Source organism: Streptomyces griseomycini (assembly GCF_014203535.1).
GTDB classification, from domain to species: domain Bacteria; phylum Actinomycetota; class Actinomycetes; order Streptomycetales; family Streptomycetaceae; genus Streptomyces; species Streptomyces griseomycini.
Map to the genome: position 1 here is coordinate 1 of NZ_JACHJI010000005.1, position 22,056 is coordinate 22,056.

The window sequence follows — 22,056 nt, forward strand, 5'->3', positions numbered from 1 at the left end:
GGCAGCGGCTCGCTGCTGGTGACCAGCTCCCGCAGCGGGTACCGGGCCAGCACCGCGTCCACCCGAGGCGTCAACGCCGCCGCCAACCGGGTGGCACAGGGCAGGGAGTCGTCGCGCAGGGTCCGTGCCGCGGCGAGGACCACGTCCTGCCCGTCGTCCTGCGGGACGCCGGCGGCCGCCCGCTCGTGGAGGTCGGCGCCCTCCTCCAGGACCAGACCGGTGTCGATGCCCGCCGGAACCTTGATGGCGGCGGTCCTGCGCCAGGTGGCCACGGGGTCGCCCCAGGCCTCGACGCGGTAGGTCCACCGGCCCACGGCGTCCGCGGTGATCTCCGCGCCCCACCGGTCCGTGCCGGGCGCCAGCTCCCGCATCCGGGTGAACGGCCCCGGCCGTCCCTCGGGGTCCTTCAGGACGACATTGGCGGCCACCGCGTCGTGCCCCTCGCGAAAGAGGGTGGCCGTGACCTCGAACGTCTCGCCCACGACGGCCTTGGCCGGACGCCGGCCGCAGTCGACGGACGGCCGGACGTCCCGTACCGGGATACGGCCGATGGCCCGGGTCGTCTTCATGGGTCTGCACCTCCGCCGTGCTCGACGCCGGGCCGGCGCCCGGTCGTGGGGACCAAACTGCGGCGGGAAGGCCCTTACCTTCCCGCCGGGGAGCGCCGCTGAGTCGCCGGCGGGCCCCGTCTGACCGGTGCGACCGGACGGGGCCGGTCGTTCTGCTCCTGCAGATAGGCGGTGGGGGTCGTGCGCAGGTACCGCTCGGCGGCGTCCGCCGCCTCCCGCGCGCAGCGCTTTCCCATCAGGACGCAGAGGGTGTAGCCGGAGTCCTCGAAGGTGGCCCGTACGGTGCGATCGGCCGGTGCGGCGAGCATCACGCGTTCCCAGGCCCGGTAGCGACGCAACTGCCGGGCGACTTCGGCTTTGGCGGGTAGCAGCATGGCGCCGTTCACCTTTCCGTGGCTCGATGGGGGCGCGTTGTCCCGACGGTCGGGCGGTGGCCGTGCGTGCAGCGGCACGGACCCGTAACGGCGATCGAGGTCTTCACACATGGTGCACGGGGGATGACCCGCCGTCTTGTTGGCCTTTCAACCAGCTCGGAGGGCCGCACGTGCCCACCTGTCGGCGCATCCGCCTCAGCCGTGCGCTCGTGTTGCACGAATGGACCAACCCCCTCACTCTGAATGGTGACTCAGAAGCGATGCCCGCTCACGTTCCGTGTCAGGGGTTCGTCCCGCGGGGGCGAAGGAGGAACGGGAGCTTCGCGGTGAGGAGCCGACGACCATGAAGACCGCAGTGCCCTGCTACTACCACCTCGACGTGGAAGTCAGCCCGGAGAGGGTGGGACAGGTCAGCCGCATACTGGCCGCTCACCTCCGGTTCTGGGACCTCGAGAACCTGATGGAGCCCGTCTGCAGCGGCGCCGAGATGCTGCTGCGGGCCATCGACGAGCACGCCACCGACAAGAACACGTCGATCGAGATGTGGTGGAACGGCCAGCACCTCATCACCGCCGTCGGGGACAACGACCGCGCCCTGCGCCCCGACCAGGAGCTGCGCGGCTGCCTGCAGCACATCGCGGCGAGCAGCGACGGCTGGGGCTGCTGCGCCACCGAGACCGGCAGCAAGGTCATCTGGTTCTCGCAGCGCGCCCGCGCCGGCGAGCGCGTCCCGCTGGTGCCGACCACCCCCGACCCGCGCGAGAGCGAGGGCCTGGACCTGCCCCGCGAGGTGTCCGTCGCCCAGCTGACCGGACGGGTCCGTACACCGAACGGCATTCTGGAGGAAGCCCGGTGACCCGGCCGCACGACCGGAAAGGGGCGCCCGTGTGGAGCGGGCGCCCCTACCCGCTGGGTGCGGCCTTCGACGGCGAGGGCACCAACTTCGCGCTGTTCAGCGAGGTCGCCGAACGCGTCGAGCTGGTCCTGGTGGACGACGAGGGCCACCACGACACGGTCCGGCTCGCCGAGGTCGACGGCTTCGTCTGGCACGGCTACCTCCCCGGCGTCGGCCCCGGACAGCGCTACGGCTACCGGGTGCACGGACCGTGGGCCCCGGCGGCCGGCCACCGCTGCAACCCGGCCAAACTGCTCCTCGACCCCTACGCCACGGCCGTGGACGGCCAGGTGGACAACCACCCCTCGCTCCACGAGCGCGACCCCCACGGCCCGGACCCGGCCGACAGCGCCGGGCACACCGTGCTCGGCGTGGTGACCGACCCGGCCTTCGACTGGGGCGGCGACGTCCGGCCCTGCCGCCCGTACGCCGACACCGTGATCTACGAGGCCCACGTCAAGGGCCTGACCCGCACCCATCCCGACGTCCCCGAGGAGCTCCGCGGCACGTACGCCGGGCTCGCGCACCCCGCGGTCGTCGAGCACCTGACCTCGCTGGGCGTCACCGCGGTGGAGCTGATGCCGGTGCACCAGTTCGTCCAGGACGGCGTGCTCCAGGGCCGCGGCCTGGCCAACTACTGGGGCTACAACACCATCGGCTTCTTCGCCCCGCACAACGCGTACGCCGCCCGCGGCACCCGCGGGCAGCAGGTCACCGAGTTCAAGGAGATGGTGAGGACCCTGCACGCGGCCGGGCTCGAGGTGATCCTGGACGTCGTCTACAACCACACCGCCGAGGGCAACGAGAAGGGCCCCACGCTCTCCTTCCGGGGCATCGACAACTCCTCGTACTACCGCCTGGTGGACGGCGACTGGTCGCACTACTACGACACCACCGGCACCGGCAACAGCCTGCTGATGCGCCACCCGTACGTGCTCCAGCTGATCATGGACTCGCTCAGGTACTGGGTCACCGAGATGCACGTCGACGGCTTCCGCTTCGACCTCGCGGCCACCCTGGCCCGGCAGTTCCACGAGGTGGACCGGCTGTCGGCGTTCTTCGACCTGATCCAGCAGGACCCGGTGATCAGCCGCGTCAAGCTGATCGCCGAACCCTGGGACGTGGGCGAGGGCGGCTACCAGGTGGGCAACTTCCCGCCGCTGTGGTCGGAGTGGAACGGCAAGTACCGCGACGCCGTACGGGACTTCTGGCGCGGCGAGGAACACACCCTCGCCGAGTTCGCCTCCCGGCTGACCGGCTCCTCCGACCTGTACGCGCACAGCAGGCGCCGGCCGCGCGCCAGCGTCAACTTCGTCACCGCGCACGACGGTTTCACGCTGCGCGACCTGGTCTCGTACAACGACAAGCACAACGAGGCCAACGGCGAGGGCAACCGGGACGGCGAGAGCGCCAACCGGTCCTGGAACTGCGGCGCGGAGGGCGAGACCGACGACCCGGCCGTGCTCGAGCTGCGCGCCCGCCAGCAACGCAACTTCCTCGCCACGCTGCTGCTGTCACAGGGCATCCCGATGCTCTCCCACGGCGACGAACTGGGCCGCACCCAGCGCGGCAACAACAACGCCTACTGCCAGGACAACGAGATCTCCTGGATCGACTGGCGGCTGACCGGCGAACAGCGCGAGCTGCTGGACTTCACCCGGCGCGTCATCGCCCTGCGCACCGCCCACCCCGTGCTGCGCCGGCGCCGCTTCTTCCGCGGCGAGACCGTGCGGCACGCGGACCAGCCGCTGCCCGACCTGGTGTGGCTGCTGCCGGACGCCCGGGAGATGGCCGACGACGACTGGCAGCGCTCCGACGCCCACTCGGTCGGCGCCTTCCTCAACGGCGACGCCATCGCCGAACCCGACCCGCGCGGTCGGCTGCTGGTCGACGACTCCTTCCTGCTGCTGCTCAACAGCCACTGGGAGGCGGTCGACTTCCGCCTGCCGGACGCCGCCTACGGGGAGCGCTGGACGGCACTGATCGACACGGCCGATCCGGAGGGCGCCCCCGACGAGTCCGAGTACAAGGCCGGCGCGGTCCTCACCGTGGGCCCCCGCAGCCTGGTCCTCCTGTCCCGCCCGTCCCGCCTGTCCCGCACGGCGCGGTGACCGGCCGCGGTCCGGACGGGAGGCGCACCCGGGTCAGCGCTCGCGGCGCGAGGTCACGGTGAACTGGGCGCCCTCGTTGTCGCGCAGGACGGCCTCGTCGTCGGCGAGGGACAGCACGCTGCCGCCGTGCAGCTCGGCCGTGCGGGCGCAGGCGGCCACGTCCTTCACGGCGAAGTGGACCTGCCAGTGCGGCCGGATCCTGGGGTCGGGAGCCGACTCCACCGCCCCCGACCCGATGCGCGCCACCAGGTCCCCGCCGCTGCGCAGCACCACCTCCTCACCCTCGTACTGGACCTGGCAGCACCCGGGTTCGTCGGACGCCCAGTCGAAGACCTGGCCGTAGAAGATGGCGGCGTCGAACGCGTCACGGGTGTGCAGCCTGACGAACGCCGGTTGCGCGCGGCGCCAGGTGGGCCAGTCGGTGAACAGCTCGCCCTCCCAGATGCCGAACGTCGCCCCGTCGCGGTCGGCCAGCAGCGCCGCGCGCCCGGGAGCCAGGGAGATCGGGCCGACGGCCAGGGTGCCGCCGCGCTCCTGCACCCGCGCCGCGGTCTCGTCGGCGCTGCGCACGGCGAAGTACGGCGTCCACGCCACCGCCATCTGCCACATGCCGGCGACCCCCGCGATGCCGGCCACCGGGGCGCCGTCGGCCAGGGCGATCCGGAACCGGTCGCCGAGGCGGACCGGCCGCCATTGCCAGCCGAGCACGGCCCCGTAGAACTCCTCGGTCGTCTTCACGTCACGGCTGGTCAGGCTCACCCAGCAAGGCGCCCCGAACACGGAGTGCGTCGAGAAGACGTCCGTCGCGCCGGCGGGGGAGGGCATGTCGTGGTTCATGGCAGTCGCGTCCTGATCTCGTCGGGCCTGGCAGCCACCGGAATGCCCCCAGTGTCCGCCGTGGTCCGGTCCGGGCGCCTGCCGAGTACCCCGGCGGGGGTGCCGAAACGGTGCGCCGGGCCGCCCTCGGCCCACCCCGGTGGCACAGGACGGGAGGAGTGGCGACGATGGATGGATCGGACACTGGGTGAAGGCACTCAAGCACCATGCGAAGGCACCATGAGAGCGGCACACCGGACCCGGAGGTGACCATGCCCACGGACGGGGGTTCGGACCGGATCCTCCAGCTGGAGGAAGAGGTACAGCAGCTGAGGGACGCGGTCGTCTCGCACGCGGTGGTCGACCAGGCGATCGGCATGATCGTCGCGATCGGGCGGGTCTCGCCCGACCAGGGGTGGACGGTGCTGAAGGAGGTGTCCCAGCACACGAACATCAAGCTCCGCAACGTCGCCGAGATGATCCTCGTCTGGGGGCGCACCGGACTCCTGCCGGCCGAGGTACGGGCGGTGCTGGAGGACGTGCTGGACCGGTTCGGCCCCACCCAGATCCCGGGTGCGCCGCCGGAGCGCTGATCCGCCCGGCGGCGCCGCCCCGTCCGGTCGGCCCCCGTTCAGCCGGCCTCGGCCAGCAGTTCCTCGCGCAGGTGGGCGAAACAGCTGCTGAGCAGCCGGGAGACGTGCATCTGCGAGATGCCGAGCTGCTCGGCGATGGTGCTCTGCGTCATCCCCCGGAAGAACCGCAGGTAGAGGATGAGCCGCTCGCGCTCCGGGAGCGCCTCCAGGCAGGGCCGGACCGCCACCCGGTCGACGACCGTGTCGAACGCCGGGTCCGGTCCGCCGACCGCCTCCCCGAGGGCGTAGCCGTCCGTGCCGGGCATCTCCGCCTCCAGCGACAGCGCGGAGAAGCACTCCAGCGCCTCCATGCCGGTGCGCACCTCGTCCTCCGTCAGCCGGGCGTACGCGGCGATCTCGGGGACCGTGGGGGCCCGTCCCGGCGTGGTCTGCGCCAGCTCCCTGACCGCGTACCGCACGCGGTTGCGCAGGTCCTGCACCCGGCGCGGGACGTGCAGGGTCCACATGTGGTCGCGGAAGTGGCGCTTGATCTCCCCGGTGACGGTCGGCACGGCGTACGCCTCGAAGGCGTTGCCGCGCGCCGGGTCGTAGTGGTCGACGGCCTTGACCAGGCCGAGGGCCGCCACCTGGTACAGGTCCTCCAGAGCCTCGCCGCGTCCCCGGAAGCGGACGGCGATCCGTTCGGCCATGGGCAGCCAGGCCTCGACCAGCTCGTCGCGCAGCATCTTGCGCTCGGGCCCTTCGGGCAGCCGGGCCAGGCGTGCGAAGGCCCCGGCGGTGTCGGGGGCGTCGTCGTGGGGGTGCGGCTTCGTGGGACTGCCGGTACGCATGATGCGCACCTCCCTGAGCAGGTGCCGGGTGGACAGACACCGCGGGAAGCGCCGGCTCGGACCCCGGCGCCGGCTCGGACCACGGCAGGTCCGGGGCCGGCGAGCCGGTTCCCGCGGACGTGCCTCCTGTCCGAAGCACTGAGAATTCCTTTCCCGTGCGCCGCCATGGTGAAACGGTTTTCCGAATGCGGGGGCCGGCATTCAAGAAAGTGCACGTTCCGAGATCGAGGGAATTCAGGGCGTGAATTCCCGGCGGGCGCGGCGCGGGCGGCCGCGCCCGCCTCGCGGCGCACCGGACCGACCGGTCCCCGGCGCCGGTGATCACGGCGCCGGACGTGATGTGCGGCACGCCGTCGCGGTGAGCGGGGCGGCCGGTCCGGGGGATTCCTCCAGCGCAGCGCTTGATCACCGATCAGATGCGGGCGAAGTGCCTGACCACGGCGCATTCCGCTCATTTGACAGTGCCCTGAGCCCACAGATAGGAAGCAGCCACGGAAGTCGAGAGGTGCACTGTGTACGAGCCGAACGTGGTCGGGGACTGGCAGGAGTACGACGAGCATGCCGGTCTGCGGGTCCGCGTCCACCGCCTGGAGGCGGGCGAGCCGCCGCGCGGCCGGGACGACGCCGCCGAGGGGCTGACGTATTTCAGTGTCCGCGTGACCGTCGAGAACCGCGGCGACAGGGCCGTCGGAATTCATCTCGAGGACGGTCAGATCGACGTGCGGATCGGCCCCGACGGGGAGAGCGCCTTCATCGACTGGCGCAACTCGCAGTTCATCGAGGGCTTCGACGTCTACCCGCTGCGCCGCGCCACCGCCGTGCTCTACGCGGCCGGTCCCGAGGCGGCCCTGAGCCATGTCGACGTCCAGGTGCAGCTGCGGGTGGACGAGGAGTGGGCCGGGCGGCGGCTGTGGGCGGGCCGCGTCGGTGTGCCCGGGAGCGCGGCCGGGGCCCCCGTGGGCGCGTGCCGGGACAGCCTCGCGCACCAGGTGAGCGTCTTCCTGCAGGAGCAGGCGGAGGAGGGCACCGCCTGAACCGGCGGCAGCCCGGTCCGGTGTCAGTGCGGGATGCCGTCGATGATCTCGCGGGCGCCCTGACGCAGCAGGGCCACGGCGACCGACGTGCCGAGCGTGGCCGGATCGAGGCGGCCGGCCCATTCGTGCGCGTTCAGCCGGGTCTTGCCGTCCGGGGTGAAGACGCAGGCCCGCAGGGACAGTTCGCCGCTCCGGTCCGCGCGTGCGTACCCCGCGATCGGGCTGTTGCAGTGTCCCTGCAGCACGTGCAGGAACATGCGTTCGGCGGTGGCCTCCCGGTGGGTGTCCGGATGACCCAGGGCACTGACCGCGTCGATGAGCTCGGTGTCGTCCTCGCGGCACTGCAGCGCGAGGATGCCCGCGCCGATGGGCGGCATCATCGCCTCGGGGGAGAGGACCTCGCTGATCACCTCGCTCCGGCCGATGCGTTCCAGGCCGGAGACCGCGAGCAGCAGGGAGTCCACCTCCCCGGCCGCGAGCCTCGCCAGCCGCCGGTTGGCGTTGCCGCGCAGCGGCACGCACCGCAGGTGCGGGTGGGTGGCGGCCAGTTGGGCGACCCGGCGCACCGACGAGGTGCCGATCCGGGTGCCGGCCGGGAGCTCGTCCAGGGTGAGTCCGTCCGGGTGCACGAGGGCGTCCCGGATGTCGTCCCGCTTCAGGAACGCGGCGAACACCGTGCCCGCCGGGAGCGGCCGGTCGGCGGGCACGTCCTTGACGCAGTGCACCGCCACGTCCGCCTCACCGGCCAGCAGCGCGGCGTCCACCTCCTTGGTGAACGCGCCCTTGCCCTCCACCTTCGACAGGTCGCCCAGCCACTTGTCCCCGGTCGTCCGCACGGGGACGACCTCGGTGCGCACACCGGGACGGGCGGCCGCCAACTCGGCCCGGACCCGCTCCACTTGGGCGAGCGCCATGGGCGAGTCGCGGGAGACGATACGGATCAGCTCGGGTAAGGACATGCCGACACGATAGACCCTCCCCGTCGCCTCCGTACCGGACGTGCGGAGAAGACGCGACCGGCCCCGGGCCCCTGCCCCGGGTGCGGTCAGGCGTTCGGGTCGAACGGGATGCCCGCCGGCTTGGCCGCGGCGAGGTGGGAGGCGAAACTCCCGTCCTTGAGGCCGAAGTGGGCGCTGCCGAAGTCGTGGGAGGCGAGCTTGTCCCGCAGTCCGGCCGGGTAGCCGTCCCAGCCGACCAGCGCCGGGTACTGCCAGCGGCCCTCGTGGTTCTCCGGAGGCTCGTCGCCCGGCCCCGCGAGGCGGAAGCAGTGCGTGCCGATGCCGTCCTTGTGGTACACGATCTTCGGGTGCGTCCCGTCGAAGCGGACCGCCGAACGCGCGTGGACCGAGAACGAACCGTGCCGGGACGTCGAGACGTACTGCGCCGTGTTGTCCCGCACCCACACCACGACGTGCTCCCAGTCGTGACGGTGGCCGCCCAGGCTGGTGCCCGGCAGGGCCTGGTCCTTCTCGAAGTACAGGGCGTAGACGATGGCGCACCAGCCGTTGTTGCAGGTGGAGCGCGCGTAGCCGTTGGTGTTGGCCAGGTCCGAGGCGTCACGGCAGTCGCCGTTCAGGGCGCCGGTCGGCTTGAGGCCGGCGTTGACGGTGCCGTCCGGGCCGATCGCCGGTGCGGGGTAGCAGCCGTCGGTGTCGTAGTCGTAGGCGGGCTGGAAGGCCTGCTCGAGGGCGTCGACGTCGGCCGGCAGGGCGGGCGGCGGTGCGGCGAAGGCGGTGGCGGGGAAGGCGATGACGAGGGCGGCCGCACCGGCGAGGCCGGTCAGCCATCTCCTGCGGCGCGTGCGGAACGTGCTCGACGGCACTGCGTCCTCCTCCTGGTCCGGGCGCATCCCAACGGCTTTGGGCGGCAAGGGAGTTCAGCATCCCGGCTGGGCGTGTACGTGCCAAGAGGTCGCAGGTGTACCGATGGTGAAGCCTGGTCCGACGCTCGGTGAAGCCGGCGCCGGGTCGGACCGGGTCGCCCGGAACGCCGGCCGTCACGTGCCCGCCCGCGGGGTCCCGCCGGGACGACGGGGGCGCAGGCACCCGGGCGCGGGCCGGGAGACGGGCTCCGCGATTGATCGCGTCACGCAACGAGACGGTGAAGTGAGGTGCATGTCCACACCCCGCTCCCCGACGCGTCCGCCTCCGCGGAGGCGGACGGGGCCGAGCGTGCGCTCAGCGGCGTCACCTGTCCGATCTCGCGCGCCCGTCGGCACGAGCAGCTGACGGCCCTGGCGGGTGTGCCGCTGGACCGCGCCGCCGTCGCACTGCTGCGGCAGGCGGCCGGCGTCGAGCCGATGCGGCCCGGGGGGCCGGCCGACAGGCCGTCGCCCGGATCCGCGAGGCCGGGGCCCGGGCCGTGCAGGTGACGCCGGCCGACTGGTCGCCCGAGGACCCGCAACAGCTCGCCATCCTCTTCCACCGCATGGTCGACGACTTTCTCGCCCGCTCCGCCGTCGGGGAGGCGGAAGCCGCCCGGCCCCTCTGCCCCCGGCGCCCACCGTGCCGTCCTGCGGGCGACGCCGACGGGCTCCCCGTGGCCGCCGTCGTGCACCGCTGCGGCCGCGACACACGCCGGGTCGGCGGCCCCGCACCTACTTACCGTCCGGTAATATCGCGCGGCAGCCCATCGGAGGAGGAACCGTGCCCCGGTCCGAACGCTCGCCCCTGCTGCTCGCCGGCCTGCCGGCCGCCGCGGGCACCGCCCTCCCCCACAGCCTTGAGGGCATGGGCGGTGCCCCCGTCGCCGCCCCGCGCCAGTTCGACCGCACCGTGCCGCGCTCCCTGCCCGGCTCGCCCCGGACCTGGACCCGCGCGAGCGGCGCCGCGGAGCTCGCGCCGGCCGCCGGCGCGACGCTGCCCCGGACCCGCAGGGCCGCCGCGCCGGCCTTCTTCGTCGGGGTGTTCCCCGCCCACGTGAAGAGGGCCGTCGGCCGGCGGCACCGGCCCGCCCCGCAGCGGGCCGCGGCCTTCGGACGCCCGCCCCTGCACCTGCCGCCGGAGCCGTGGGCGCGGGGCGTCGCCGAGGGCGCGGGGGGCCGGTCGTGAGCGGACGCCCGGAGAAGGGGGACACGGTCGAGGACTTCGCGCTGCCGGACGGGACGGGCACCGTCCGCCGGCTGTCCGAGCTGCTCGCCGACGGGCCGGTGGTGCTGTTCTTCTACCCCGCCGCGCTGAGCCCCGGCTGCACCGCGCAGGCCTGCCGCTTCCGCGACCTGGCCGCCGATTTCGCCGCGGTCGGCGCGCGGCCGGTGGGCGTCAGCGGGGACGCCGTCGAACGGCAGGCGGAGTTCGCCGGACGGCACGCCCTCGGCATGCCGCTGCTGTCCGACACCGACGGTTCGGTCCGCGAGCGGTTCGGCGTGAAGCGGGGGATCTCCCTGGCGCCGACCAGGCGCGCCACGTTCGTCATCGGCCGGGACCGCACCGTCCTCGAGGTCGTGCGCAGCGAGCTGCGGATGAACGCGCACGCCGACCGGGCGCTCGCCGCGCTCCGCGCCCACCGCGCCTGAGACCGCCCGGGGCGCCCGGCCGCGGTTGAGACGGCGCGGCGACGGGATGATCCTGGACCAATGGAGGACGCCTCCGCCGCGGTGGTCGTCGATGCCCGCGGCATCGTGACAGGGTGGAGCGAGGGTGCCCGGCGGCTGACCGGCTACCCGGCCGAGGAGGCCGTGGGGCGGGCCGCGCGGGAGCTGCTCGCCGAGGACGTGCCGCTCGGCACACCGCCCGTGCCGTCGGGCGCCGTGGTGCTGCGCCACCGCGACGGCCGGCTCCTACCGCTCCACCTGACGCTCTGCCCCGTGTCCGGTGCGGGGGGCGCACCGGGCGGGTACGTGATCACCGCCGAGCCCCCCGGCCCCGCCGAGAGCTCACTGGCGGGACAGGCCTTCCAACAGGCGCCGACGGCGATGTCCGTCTTCGACACCGAGCGGCGCTTCCTGCGGCTCAACGATGCCGCCCGCGAGGCGATGGGCCTGCCCGAGGAGAACCTCCTCGGGCGGTTCTTCCTGGACACCGTGGGGCGGACCGAGCACACCCTGGGCATCGACCGGCAGCTGCGCCGCGTCGCCGAGACCGGCGAGCCCCTGCACCACGAGAGCTTCGGCCGGGCGCCCTCCGACCCCCGCCTCCACGCATGGAAGGTGGAGATGTGGCCGGTCCGGAATCCCGCCGGCGAGGTCGTCGGCACCGCGATGGCGGGATCCGACAGCACCGAGCAGTACCGCGCCCGCCAGCGGCTGGCCCTGCTCAACGAGGCGTCCGCCGCCATCGGCACCACCCTGGACGTCGTCCGGACGGCCGAGGAGCTGGTGGAACTCCTGGTCCCGGCGTTCGCCGACTTCGCCGCCGTCGACCTGCCCGACTGGGCCCTCGGCGCCGAGGGCCCACCGGTTCTCCCGGACAGCGGGACCCCGCTGCGCCGCGTGGCGCACCGCTCCGCCGAGGAGGGCGCCCCCGGGACGGCCGTGCACCTCGGCCAGGCGGACGTCCACCCGCCCTTCTCCCCTCCCGCGCGGGCGCTGCGGGAGGGCAGGGCGGTGCTCGGGCGCGCCGGCGAGCCGGACTTCGACCGGTGGGTGCGCGAGCGCGGTGCGTCGCACCCGGCGGACGACGCCCCGGCCCCCGCCGGCGCCCACTCGCTGCTGGCCGTGCCGCTGCGCGCCCGCGGCACGACGCTCGGCGTCGCGCTCGCCGTCCGCACCACCCACCCCGACGCGTACACCCCGGACGACACCGTCCTCGCCGAGGAACTCGCCGGCCGCGCCGCCGTCTGCGTCGACAACGCCCGCCGCTTCGCCCGCGAACGCACCACCGCGCTGACGCTCCAGCACAGCCTGCTGCCGCGGGGACTGCCCGGCCAGGCGGCCGTCGAGGTCGCCCACCGCTATCTGCCCTCCGGGTCGGCGGCCGGCATCGGCGGCGACTGGTTCGACGTCATCCCGCTGGCCGGCAGCCGGGTCGCCCTGGTCGTGGGCGACGTCGTCGGCCACGGCATCCCCTCCACGGCGGCCATGGGCCGGCTGTGCACGGCCGTGCGCACCCTCGCCGACGTGGACCTCCCGCCCGACGAGCTCCTCACGCACCTCGACGACCTGGTCACCCATCTCGCCACCGGCGACCGGGACGACGTCGGCGAACTCGGCGCGACCTGCCTGTACGCCGTCTACGACCCCGTCTCGCGCCGGCTGACCGCGGCCTCCGCCGGACATCCCGCCCCCGCTCTCCTGCCGCCCGGCGGCGTGTGCCGGCCCGTCCCCCTGAGCGCGGGGCCGCCCCTGGGCGTCGGAGGGCTGCCGTTCGAGGCGACGGAGCTCCAGCTGCCCGAGGGCTCCGTCGTCGCCCTCTACACCGACGGCCTCGTCGGGGGCCCCGACCGCGACGTCGACCACGCCGTCGACGAGCTGTGCCGTGTCCTGGCGGTGCCCGCCGACTCGCTGGACTCCCTGTGCGACAGCGTGCTGAAGGCCGTACCGCCGGAGGAGCCCGGCGACGACGTGGCCCTGCTGCTGGCGCGCACCCGGGCGCTCGGCGCCGAGCAGGTGGCCACGCGGGACGTGCCGTCGGACCCCGCCGAGGTGCCCGCCGCCCGGCAGTGGGCCACCGAGCGGCTGACCGCGTGGGGACTGGACGAGGTCGCCTTCGTCACCGAACTCGTCGTCAGCGAGCTGGTCACCAACGCCATCCGGTACGGCGTACCCCCCGTCCAGCTGCGGCTGATCCGCGACCGCACCCTGATCTGCGAGGTCGCCGACGCCAGCTCCACCTCACCGCACCTGCGCCGGGCCCACGCCTACGACGAGGGCGGCCGCGGCCTGCTGCTGGTGGCCCAGCTCACCCAGCGCTGGGGCAGCCGCCAGACCGGCGGCGGCAAGACGATCTGGGCGGAGCAGCCGTTGCCGGACGGGTGATCCCCCGCCCACCCGGTCAGAACTCCTCGTGCGCCTCCGGATCCCCGCCGATCCGCCGGTGGGCGCGGTCGGCGATCGTCCGCATCTGGGCGGCGTCCAGCTCGAACCCGAAGACGTCGAGGTTCGCGCGCTGCCGTCCGGGGTCCGACGACTTGGGGACGGGGAGCGCGCCGAGCTGGATGTGCCAGCGCAGCACCGCCTGGGCCGGGGTGACCCCGTGGGCCTCCGCGACGGCGGCGACGGCCAGGTCGTCCAGGAGCTTCGAGCCCCGGCCGAGCGGGCTCCAGCTCTCGGTGAGCACGCCCTTGTCCGCGTGGTAGGCGCGCAGTTCCTCCTGGGGGAAGAAGGGGTGCAGCTCGACCTGGTTGACCGAGGGCAGCACGCCGGTCTCCTCCTCCAGCCGCTCGATGTGGGCGGGCGTGAAGTTGGAGACGCCGATCGACCGGACGAGCCCGTCGTCGCGCAGCTTGATCATGGCCTTCCAGGAGTCGACGTACCGGTCGACGCGGGGGAGCGGCCAGTGGATCAGGTAGAGGTCGACGTACTCCAGGCCGAGCCGGGCGCGGGACTCCTCGAAGGAGGCGAGGGTCTCCTCGTGGCCGTGGTGCCGGCCCGGGAGCTTCGTCGTCACGACGATCTCCTCGCGCGGGACGCCGGCGCGGGCCACGGCACGGCCGACGCCGGTCTCGTTGCGGTAGTTGGCCGCCGTGTCGAGGAGGCGGTAGCCCGTCTCCAGGGCCGTGGTCACCGCGCGCTCCGCCTCGGCGTCGTCCATCGGCCAGGTGCCCAGGCCCAGGGCGGGGAGCGTCGTACCGTCGTTGAGGGTGTGGGTCGGGATGCTGATCACGACGAGGCCTTCCCGTTGACAGTGTCGTGCGTCCAGCCTCGGGGACGCGGTGGGAACGATCAAGCGGACGGACGGCTGTGCGGACCGGCCGTACGGCCGGCCTCCCGCCGGCGCCGCTCCGTGACGCCCTGTCGCCACGGCGCCGTATCGCTGCCACGATCTTCCCGGGGAGCCGGTCCGTACGGGGGGCCGTACGGACGACGACGGAGCGGACGGAGCGGACACGCATGACGACGGACAGGGACCGCGCGGCGGACGGGGAGCAGCGGGCCGCGGCGGTGGAGGTGCGTCCGGTCGCCGGGCACATCGGCGCCGAGGCCACCGGAGTCGACCTCGCCGGTGAGCTCGACGACGCCGTGGTCGCCGCGATCAGGACGGCGGTGCTGCGCTGGAAGGTGGTGTTCTTCCGCGGGCAGCGCCTCGACCACGCCGGACACGTGGCGCTGGCGCGCCGGTTCGGCGAACCGGTCGTGCTGCCCCGGCGCGGCAAGGCCTCCCCGCCGGACTTCCCCGAGATCGAGACGACCGCCGACCGGCTGGAGCTCGGCGGGCGGTTCGGCATGGAGCACGACGAATGGCTGCGGCGCCGGCGCCACACCCTCCTGCGCGGCTGGCACTGCGACCACGGCGCCCGCGTCGACCCGCCCGCCGCGACGATCCTGCGCGCCGAGACCGTTCCGCCCTACGGCGGTGACACCACCTGGTCGAACCTGGCCGCGGCCTACGCCGGACTGTCCGCCCCGGTACGGGAGTTCGCCGACCGGCTGCGCGCCGAGCACCGGCTGGGAGTCGGCTACCAGCCCCGGCCCGGCGACGACGCCTACGTGCGCCACCTGCTGGTCCGTCAGACCGCCTCCGAGCACCCGCTGGTGCGCGTCCACCCGGAGACCGGTGAGCGGGTGCTGTTCGTCAACGGCTACTACGTCGAGCAGATCTCCGGCCTGTCCCGGCCGGAGAGCGCGGCCGTCCTGCAGATGCTGCTGGAGCAGGCGACCCGGCCCGAGTACACCGTGCGGTTCCGCTGGGAGCCGGGCAGCGTGGCGTTCTGGGACAACCGGGCCACCATCCACCTGGCCCCGGGCGACACCGCCCACCTCGACCACCCGCGGATCATGCACCGGGTGATGCTCGCCGGCGACGTGCCGGTCGGCGTCGACGGCCGCCCCTCGAAGCCTCTCGCCGGCACCGCACCGGGACGCTGGTGACCGGCAGCGCTCCGGGGCGCAGGTGACCGGTCGGGCCCGTGCGCCCGGGCGCGAGCCGCCGCCGTGCCGGACCGGGTGCGGCCGTGCCCGGCCCGGCGCCTACTCGAACCGCGTGATGTCACCGGCGCCGCGCCGCACGATCTCCGCCTCGCCGCCCGAGAAGTCGACCACCGTCGTCGGTTCGGTGCCGCAGTCGCCGGAGTCGAGCACCGCGTCCACCACGTGGTCGAGCCGGTCCTTGATCTCCCAGCCCTGGGTCATCGGCTCGTCCTCGCCGGGCAGCAGCAGGGTGCTGGACAGCAGGGGCTCACCGAGCTCCGCGAGCAGGGCCTGGGTGACGACGTGGTCGGGGATGCGCACGCCGACCGTCTTCTTCTTCGGGTGCTGCAGCATGCGGGGCACCTCCTTCGTCGCCGGCAGGATGAACGTGTAGCTGCCCGGGGTCGACGCCTTGACCGCGCGGAACACGTCGTTGTCGATCCGTACGAACTGGCCGAGCTGCGCGAAGTCCCGGCACATGAGGGTGAAGTGGTGCCGGTCGTCCAGCTTGCGGATCGTGCGGATCCGGTCGATGCCGTCGCGGCTGCCCAGACGGCAGCCGAGTGCGTAGCACGAGTCCGTGGGGTACGCGATCAGGGCGTCGGAGCGGATGCCGTCGGCGACCTGGGCGATGGTGCGCGGTTGGGGATTGTCGGGGTGCACGTCGAAGTACTTCGCCATTCACCGAGCTTATGCCGCCCGTGCGGGACACCCGCACGCACCGGACCGTACACGCCGGACCGTGCCACCGCTCCGGGGCGGGCGCCCGCGCGGCCTGAGCTCCGCGCGCGGGTGGGGTAACGTCCCTGACCTGGGCCGGGGACGGCGGACGAGCGAGGGGAAGGCCGAGGTGACAGGCGGCGGCATCCGGAGGACGGAGACGGCGGTCGGGGAGCCCCCGACGTGGGCTCAGGAACTGCTCGAGCACCTGCGGCCGACCGGGCGGGACGTCCGCAGGCTCGTCGACTGGCTGGCCGCCACCGCGCAGGCGGCGGTGTCCCTCCAGGACTCCGCGGGCACGCTCGTCGCCGGGACCCGGCTGCCGCTGGACGAGGCGCCGGTCGCCGACATCACCTCCGGCCGGATCGCCTCCGCCGCCTGGGAGGGGGAGGGACGCCACCTGCGCCTGGTGAAGGTCGCGCACCCCTCGCGGATCTGTGTCCTGGCCGTCTCCCGCGACGTCCCCTTCGACCGGAACACCTCCGACGTCGTCACGCACACCGCCCAGGTGATCGAACTCCTGCTGGCGGCGCACGAGTCCACCGCGGCCGGGCACCGGCTCCGGCGGGCCACCGCCGATCTGCGGCTGGCGATCCTGCAGCTGCTGATGGTCGAGGACACCGTCGCGGCCCGCCGGGTCGCCGCGGGACTCTGGCCGGGCCTGCTCGACGCCGACACGGCGTGCGTCTACGTCGTCGAGTCCGACCCGGGCCGGCGCGACCGGCTCGTGGAGGAGTGCCTGGACACCACGGGGGAGGAGGCGCTGGTCGTGCGGTGCCCGGCCATGGACGGACACGTGATCGTCGTCAGTCCCCGCGAGGCCACCGCCGGCGAGCTGCGGTCGCTGGTCGAACGGCACCCGGACACCTTCCTCGGCGGCAGTGCCCGGCAGAGCCTCGCCCGGACCGCCACCGCCTACGGGCAGGCCGTCAGCGCGCTCGCGGTGGCGCACTTCCGGACGGACAAGACGGCCGTGTACGCCGAGCGCACCCATCCCGAGCGGCTGGTCGACCCGGCGGCGCTGCGCGGCTGGACGGCCCGGGTGCTGCGCCCGCTCGACGCGCTGCCGCACCACACCCGCGCCGAACTCCTCGCCACCACCCGCCTCGGCCTGGAGTTCACCGCCGTCAACACGGCCAAGGTGCTCGGCGTGAGCCGCAACACCGTGCGCGCCCGCATGGAACGCGTCGAGGTCATGCTCGGCACCGACTTCGACGACCTCACCGCCCGTGCGGTCGTGCACCTGGCACTGCACACCCAGGTCAACCTCCTGGACGGGCAGGCGGGTGCCGACCCCGGAACGGCCTCCCCGTGCCTCGCCGACCTGCTGGCCGGCCCCGCCGTGCGTGCCTGGGCGCAGGACCTGCTGGACCGGCTGAACCGGGACACCCGGAACCTGCGCCGCACCCTGCGCACCTGGATCGCCGCCGGAGGCAACGCCGAACGGGCCGCGCAGGCCCTGGGAGTCCACGCCCAGACCGTCCGCGAGCACGTGCGCGGCGCCGAACCGGTCCTCGAGCGCCAGCTCCTGGCGGCCGGGGCCGACCTGTACGAGGTCGTCCTGGCCCATCTGGCGGTGGGTGACCTGGAACAGCCGGTGCTCACGGGTGCGTCACAGGCGTCCCCACCTGCGTGAACGGCCGGTACCGGCCGGTTCTCCCCGCGCGCCGCACGGGACGAAACCGGGCCTTTCGGACTCAGTTGTGCACGGATGAGCCTTTCGGCCGCCGCAGCGAGCACCGGTGCGATACCCACGCCGTCCCCGGTCCGCATAGGTTCGGGACATCGCGGGGGCACGACCGGAGCGGGGGACCGGTCGGTGCCCCCGCCGCTTTCCGGCCACGCGGCCGCTCGCGTCGATGCTGTGTGCCCCCGGTGAGGGCGGGTACCCGGCCGACGCTGTGGAGGGCCGCCGTCCGGACATCGCGGATCGGGACGGCGGACCCGTGACGAGCACCGCGAACAGGAGGCCTCAATGACCAGTGAGACGGAGACCGGCGGCGTGACCGGTACGCAGGACAAGGACTACAACCTGATCTGGTACGTCGAAGCGTGCCTGAGCAACGCGCTGCGCCTGGAGAGCTACATCCAGGACGCCGAGCGAGCCAAGGACACCGAGGTCGCCGACCTCTTCCGCAAGGCCCAGGCGGACAGCCGCAAGGGCGCCGAACTGGGCAAGGGGCTCCTGCGCGCACGCCTCAACGGCGGCTGAGCACGCCGTTCCTCCGGGCCCGGCCACCGCGGACGGCGCGGTGGCCGGGCCTTCGCCGTCCCGGGGAGCGCGGGGCGCGGCGGGCGGGCGCTGCCCTGCCGGCCGGCAACCGGCCGTGCCCCGGGGGCGACGCCCGTGCCGCGGTCCGCCGTCGACGGCGCGGAACCGGCGTACGACGACGGGGGCCCGTGTGACCCGGAGGGCGTGTCCTGGTGTCCGTCCACGGCTGGACCGCCGACCGGCACCGCCGGGACCACCGGCCGGACCGCTCCTCCGCCGACCGCCGGGTGGTCCGCCCCGGCCTGCGCGGCCACGGCGGGAGCGATCACCCGGGCGGCCGCGCTCGCCCACCCCGAGCGGGTCGTACGCACGGTGCTGGCGGACTCCCCCGGCCGGATGACCCGCAGCCGGGGGGCGAGGGCCGCCGACCGGGCGGTGCGTCCGCGCCTGCGCGGCCACGCCCCGCGAGGCCGGCAAGACCCCGTACGCCGTGATGCGGGCCTGCGGCGTCCTCGACCGGAACGGCGGAACCCGCCGCGACGCCGGACCGGTTCCTCTCCGGGTGGACGGCCGGGCGCGCCCGCGGGCGCGATTGCGGAGCGCGACCCGTCGGGTGCTCCGAGTCGCCGTCCCGTGTGATCCGCGGCAGCATGGCCCTCGTACGCACGCCACCGGCGAAGCGGGCGGCGCCCCCTGCGCGGGCCGCCGGCCCGGACTCCCCGCACGCGGACCGCCGTGGTGTGAGTGACGCGCGGCACCGGGTACCCGGGCTGTCCGCCACGACGGGCCGGCGGCCGGTACCGCACGTTCCGGCCCGCCCGCCACCAGCCATGAGCAGCCGAAGGAGCCCACGATCATGACGGACGTTTCGAGCCAGGGCCCCGCTCCCGGCGACGAGCGCAAGGTACTCACCAACCGACAGGGCCACCCGGTCTACGACAACCAGAACCAGCGCACGGTAGGCGCCCGCGGCCCGGCCACGCTGGAGAACTACCAGTTCCTGGAGAAGATCAGCCACTTCGACCGGGAACGCATCCCCGAGCGCGTGGTGCACGCCCGCGGCGTCACCGCCTACGGCTACTTCGAGGCGTACGGGAAGTGGGGCGACGAGCCGATCTCCCGCTACACCCGCGCCAAGCTCTTCCAGGAGGAGGGCAAGCGCACGGACCTGGCCGTCCGCTTCTCCACCGTCATCGGCGGACGCGACTCCTCCGAGGCCGCCCGCGACCCCCGCGGCTTCGCGGTGAAGTTCTACACCGAGGACGGCAACTGGGACCTCGTCGGCAACAACCTGGGCGTCTTCTTCATCCGGGACGCGATCAAGTTCCCGGACGTCATCCACGCCCTCAAGCCCGACCCGGTCACCTTCGAACAGCAGCCGCGCCGCATCTTCGACTTCATGTCGCAGACGCCCGAGTGCATGCACATGCTGGTCAACCTGTTCAGCCCGCGCGGCATCCCGGCGGACTACCGCCACATGCAGGGCTTCGGCGTGAACACCTACAAGTGGGTCAACGCCGAGGGCGAGACCAAGCTGGTCAAGTACCACTGGATGCCCAAGCAGGGCGTCCGCAGCATGACCGCCGAGGACGCGGCGAACGTCCAGGCCGAGGGACTCGGCCACGCCACCAAGGACCTCTACGAGGCGGTGGCGCGCGGCGAGTACCCGGAGTGGGAGCTGCTGGTCCAGATGATGGACGACCACGACCACCCGGAACTGGACTTCGACCCGCTGGACGACACCAAGACCTGGCCCGAGCAGGACTTCCCGCCGAAGCCGGTGGGCCGGATGGTGCTGAACCGGATGCCGGACAACTTCTTCGCCGAGAACGAGCAGATCTCCTTCGGCACGGGTGTCCTCGTCGACGGCCTGGACTTCTCCGACGACAAGATGCTCGTCGGCCGGACCTTCTCCTACAGCGACACCCAGCGCTACCGGGTCGGCCCGAACTACCTGCAACTGCCCGTCAACCAGGCCAAGAACGCCGAGGTGCGCACCAACCAGCGCGACGGCTTCATGACCTACCACCAGGACGGCGCGGGCGAGAACCCGCACGTCAACTACGAACCGTCGATCACCGGAGGCCTGCGGGAGGGCCAGTACCCGACGCACGACGAGCAGGGCCCGGAGATCCGGGGCCGGCTCACCCGCAAGCGCATCCCGCGCACCAACGACTACCTCCAGGCGGGCCAGCGGTACTGCCTGATGGAGGACTGGGAGCGCGACGACCTGGTGAAGAACTTCGTCACCCTGATCTCCCAGTGCGACCGGGAGGTGCAGGAGCGCATGGTGTGGCACTTCCTGCTGGTGGAGAACGACCTCGGCCGCAGGGTCGGCGAGGGACTCGGGATCATGCCGGAGGACGTCGCCCACCTGGAACCGCTCGCGAGCCAGGACCTCACGGACGAGGACCGCAAGCGACTGGCCAACCTCGGCGACAACCCGCCGCGCGACGTGGAGGGACTCACCATGACCCACTGCGTGCCCGACGAACGGCACGTGGTGACCCGATGAGCGGTCATCCGGCCGCGACCGACCGCGCCGCGGCGAGCGCCTGCTCGGCGTAGCCGCGGCCGAACAGCACGGCGTGCACCAGCAGCGGGAACAGCTGGTGCACGCCGACGCGTGTCTCCCACCCGGCGGCGAGCGGCGCCGTCTGCCGGTAACCGTCCAGCACCGCGTCCAGATGGGGGCAGCCGAACAGGCGGAGCATCGCGAGGTCGGTCTCCCGGTGCCCGCCGTGCGCCGCCGGGTCGATCAGCCGGACGTGTCCGTCGGCGCCCCACAGCACATTGCCGTTCCACAGGTCGCCGTGCAGTCGCGCGGGCGGCTCGGCGGGCCCGGCGAGCTCCGGCAGCCGCGCGCAGACCCGCTCGACCACGCCCGCCTCGTCCGGGCGGACGGTGCCCCGGTCGACCGCCTCGCGCAGGTACGGCAGCACCCGGTGCTCGGCGTACCAGCGGGGCCAGTCGCCGCCGGTGACGTTGCGCATCGGGGCGAGCCCGATGAACGCCTCCACCGGACCGCCCGGCGGCGGCGCCCCGAACGCGGGCGCGCCGGCGGCGTGCAGCCGGGCCAGCTCGCGGCCGAACCGGACCGCCGCCCGCTCACCGGGCCGCCCCCGGGCCACCCGGTCGACGACCAGCCGGCGGGCGTCGTGACCGTGCACGGCCGGCACCCGCACCGTCCCCGTCTCCGCCAGCCAGCGCAGCCCCGCCGCCTCGGCCCGTACCGCGTCCGCGTCCTCGGCGCGCTTGACGATCACCACCCGGCCGTCGTCGAGAGCGACCTCGGTGAGCGAGCCGGACAGCGCGCGCTCACCGGTGACCGTACGTCCGGTGAACCGCGCCGCGACGGCCCCCGGCCCGTCGCCGTCCTGGGCCGCCGAACCGGGACGTACGGTCATGGGCGGGACTCCTCACCTGCGCGGACGGGACGGGCACGGCCCCAGGGTACGAGGCCCTCGCCCCCCACATGCGCCGCCGACCGGTCACGCGGGACGGTGAAAAACCCGCCGCCCGCCGATCGAACGGGACCGTCCCGGGGAGCACTCCGGTATGACGAGTTCACCGTTCCAGCGCACCCTCACCCTGCCCGCCTCCGTGTGCGAGCAGGCCGTACAGCACCTGGAGCAGGCCGCCCGGCGCACCGTCGACGGAGCGGGGATCCCGCTGAAGGCGTTCCGCGCGGCCGCCGACAGCGACTACACCCTTCCGGTCTCCGTGGTGGAGCAGGCGGCGGGCTGCCTGCTGGTCCTGGCCACCGAGACCGCCCAGAGCGTAGGGCCCTCGGCCCTGCGCGCCACCATCGCCGTCGCCCTGCGCCTGCGCGACGCCGCCGAGGCGGTCCACCAGCCCGCGCTCACCACCCGGTTCTGGTGAGGACGCCCACCGCCG

General features: G+C 73.8%; 21 protein-coding genes. 12 read left to right on the forward strand and 9 right to left on the reverse strand.

Annotation, left to right across the window (positions count from 1 at the left end; translation table 11 throughout):
• Window positions 1-569, reverse strand: a 569-nt coding sequence (locus FHS37_RS14660) for a maltotransferase domain-containing protein (protein WP_184821161.1), incomplete at its 3' end; no start/stop codon positions are given.
• Window positions 570-643: 74 nt separating this feature from the next.
• On the reverse strand, window positions 644-943 hold the full coding sequence (locus tag FHS37_RS14665; RefSeq protein WP_184821163.1) for a DUF5133 domain-containing protein: 300 nt from the start codon (window positions 941-943) through the stop codon (window positions 644-646).
• Between the two features lie 343 nt (window positions 944-1,286).
• Between FHS37_RS14665 and FHS37_RS14670 the strand changes: the two genes are divergently transcribed.
• Both FHS37_RS14670 and glgX read left to right on the forward strand, forming a co-directional pair.
• Window positions 1,287-1,799 (forward strand): pep a2, encoded by a 513-nt coding sequence (locus FHS37_RS14670; RefSeq protein WP_184821165.1) that lies wholly within the window; start codon window positions 1,287-1,289, stop codon window positions 1,797-1,799.
• Entirely contained in the window at window positions 1,796-3,949 is a 2,154-nt protein-coding gene (glgX, locus tag FHS37_RS14675) for a glycogen debranching protein GlgX (RefSeq protein ID WP_184821167.1), read from the forward strand. Before FHS37_RS14670 ends, glgX begins: the two co-directional genes overlap by 4 nt.
• A 33-nt stretch (window positions 3,950-3,982) precedes the next feature.
• Here the strand turns inward: glgX and FHS37_RS14680 are convergent, their stop codons facing one another.
• Window positions 3,983-4,786: a VOC family protein gene (locus FHS37_RS14680; protein ID WP_184821169.1), complete on the reverse strand. Its 804-nt coding sequence runs from the start codon at window positions 4,784-4,786 to the stop codon at window positions 3,983-3,985.
• A gap of 251 nt (window positions 4,787-5,037) precedes the next feature.
• Here FHS37_RS14680 and FHS37_RS14685 point away from each other — a divergent pair, with 251 nt between their 5' ends.
• Window positions 5,038-5,358 carry an ANTAR domain-containing protein gene (locus tag FHS37_RS14685; RefSeq protein WP_221499871.1) on the forward strand — a complete coding sequence of 107 codons (321 nt, stop codon included), beginning with the start codon at window positions 5,038-5,040 and terminating at the stop codon, window positions 5,356-5,358.
• A 38-nt stretch (window positions 5,359-5,396) separates the two neighbouring features.
• On the opposite strand, the gene FHS37_RS14690 is transcribed toward FHS37_RS14685, so the two are convergent.
• Window positions 5,397-6,188: an RNA polymerase sigma factor SigF gene (locus FHS37_RS14690; RefSeq protein ID WP_184821171.1), complete on the reverse strand. Its 792-nt coding sequence runs from the start codon at window positions 6,186-6,188 to the stop codon at window positions 5,397-5,399.
• Between the two features lie 512 nt (window positions 6,189-6,700).
• On the opposite strand from FHS37_RS14690, the gene FHS37_RS14695 reads away from it, so the two are divergent.
• Window positions 6,701-7,222 (forward strand): hypothetical protein, encoded by a 522-nt coding sequence (locus FHS37_RS14695; RefSeq protein ID WP_184821173.1) that lies wholly within the window; start codon window positions 6,701-6,703, stop codon window positions 7,220-7,222.
• A gap of 23 nt (window positions 7,223-7,245) precedes the next feature.
• Here FHS37_RS14695 and hemC read toward each other — a convergent pair whose 3' ends face one another.
• Both hemC and FHS37_RS14705 read right to left on the reverse strand, forming a co-directional pair.
• On the reverse strand, window positions 7,246-8,181 hold the full coding sequence (gene hemC, locus FHS37_RS14700; RefSeq protein ID WP_184821175.1) for a hydroxymethylbilane synthase: 936 nt from the start codon (window positions 8,179-8,181) through the stop codon (window positions 7,246-7,248).
• Between the two features lie 86 nt (window positions 8,182-8,267).
• A complete protein-coding gene (locus FHS37_RS14705) occupies window positions 8,268-9,044 on the reverse strand; it encodes an NPP1 family protein (RefSeq protein WP_184821177.1) in 777 nt (258 codons plus the stop codon).
• 823 nt (window positions 9,045-9,867) lie between these two features.
• Here FHS37_RS14705 and FHS37_RS14710 point away from each other — a divergent pair.
• Genes FHS37_RS14710 through FHS37_RS14720 form a run of 3 tightly spaced genes read left to right on the forward strand, consistent with a single transcriptional unit; the run spans window position 9,868 to window position 13,136 of the window.
• Entirely contained in the window at window positions 9,868-10,272 is a 405-nt protein-coding gene (locus FHS37_RS14710; protein ID WP_184821179.1) for a DoxX-related protein, read from the forward strand.
• Window positions 10,269-10,736 carry a peroxiredoxin gene (locus tag FHS37_RS14715; RefSeq protein WP_184821181.1) on the forward strand — a complete coding sequence of 156 codons (468 nt, stop codon included), beginning with the start codon at window positions 10,269-10,271 and terminating at the stop codon, window positions 10,734-10,736. The genes FHS37_RS14710 and FHS37_RS14715 overlap by 4 nt, the downstream gene beginning before the upstream one ends.
• 60 nt (window positions 10,737-10,796) lie before the next feature.
• Window positions 10,797-13,136, forward strand: a complete 2,340-nt coding sequence (locus FHS37_RS14720) for a SpoIIE family protein phosphatase (RefSeq protein ID WP_184821183.1) — start codon at window positions 10,797-10,799, stop codon at window positions 13,134-13,136.
• Between the two features lie 16 nt (window positions 13,137-13,152).
• Here the strand turns inward: FHS37_RS14720 and FHS37_RS14725 are convergent, their stop codons facing one another.
• Window positions 13,153-13,983, reverse strand: a complete 831-nt coding sequence (locus tag FHS37_RS14725; RefSeq protein WP_184821185.1) for an aldo/keto reductase — start codon at window positions 13,981-13,983, stop codon at window positions 13,153-13,155.
• Window positions 13,984-14,210: 227 nt separating this feature from the next.
• Between FHS37_RS14725 and FHS37_RS14730 the strand changes: the two genes are divergently transcribed.
• Window positions 14,211-15,188: a TauD/TfdA dioxygenase family protein gene (locus tag FHS37_RS14730; protein ID WP_184821192.1), complete on the forward strand. Its 978-nt coding sequence runs from the start codon at window positions 14,211-14,213 to the stop codon at window positions 15,186-15,188.
• A 99-nt stretch (window positions 15,189-15,287) separates the two neighbouring features.
• On the opposite strand, the gene FHS37_RS14735 is transcribed toward FHS37_RS14730, so the two are convergent.
• The gene (locus FHS37_RS14735) at window positions 15,288-15,908 is read right to left on the reverse strand and encodes an L-threonylcarbamoyladenylate synthase (RefSeq protein ID WP_184821194.1); all 621 of its coding nucleotides are present in this window, start codon (window positions 15,906-15,908) and stop codon (window positions 15,288-15,290) included.
• 169 nt (window positions 15,909-16,077) lie between these two features.
• Between FHS37_RS14735 and FHS37_RS14740 the strand changes: the two genes are divergently transcribed.
• From FHS37_RS14740 to FHS37_RS14750, 3 genes are all read left to right on the forward strand, one after another.
• Window positions 16,078-17,583: a helix-turn-helix domain-containing protein gene (locus FHS37_RS14740; RefSeq protein WP_184821196.1), complete on the forward strand. Its 1,506-nt coding sequence runs from the start codon at window positions 16,078-16,080 to the stop codon at window positions 17,581-17,583.
• A 339-nt stretch (window positions 17,584-17,922) separates the two neighbouring features.
• Window positions 17,923-18,159 (forward strand): hypothetical protein, encoded by a 237-nt coding sequence (locus FHS37_RS14745; RefSeq protein WP_030869562.1) that lies wholly within the window; start codon window positions 17,923-17,925, stop codon window positions 18,157-18,159.
• Window positions 18,160-19,015: 856 nt separating this feature from the next.
• Window positions 19,016-20,674: a catalase gene (locus tag FHS37_RS14750; protein WP_184821198.1), complete on the forward strand. Its 1,659-nt coding sequence runs from the start codon at window positions 19,016-19,018 to the stop codon at window positions 20,672-20,674.
• Between the two features lie 4 nt (window positions 20,675-20,678).
• Here FHS37_RS14750 and FHS37_RS14755 read toward each other — a convergent pair whose 3' ends face one another.
• The gene (locus FHS37_RS14755; protein WP_184821200.1) at window positions 20,679-21,566 is read right to left on the reverse strand and encodes a fructosamine kinase family protein; all 888 of its coding nucleotides are present in this window, start codon (window positions 21,564-21,566) and stop codon (window positions 20,679-20,681) included.
• 151 nt (window positions 21,567-21,717) lie between these two features.
• Here FHS37_RS14755 and FHS37_RS14760 point away from each other — a divergent pair, with 151 nt between their 5' ends.
• Window positions 21,718-22,041: a hypothetical protein gene (locus FHS37_RS14760; protein ID WP_184821202.1), complete on the forward strand. Its 324-nt coding sequence runs from the start codon at window positions 21,718-21,720 to the stop codon at window positions 22,039-22,041.
• The last annotated feature ends 15 nt before the right edge of the window (window positions 22,042-22,056 follow it).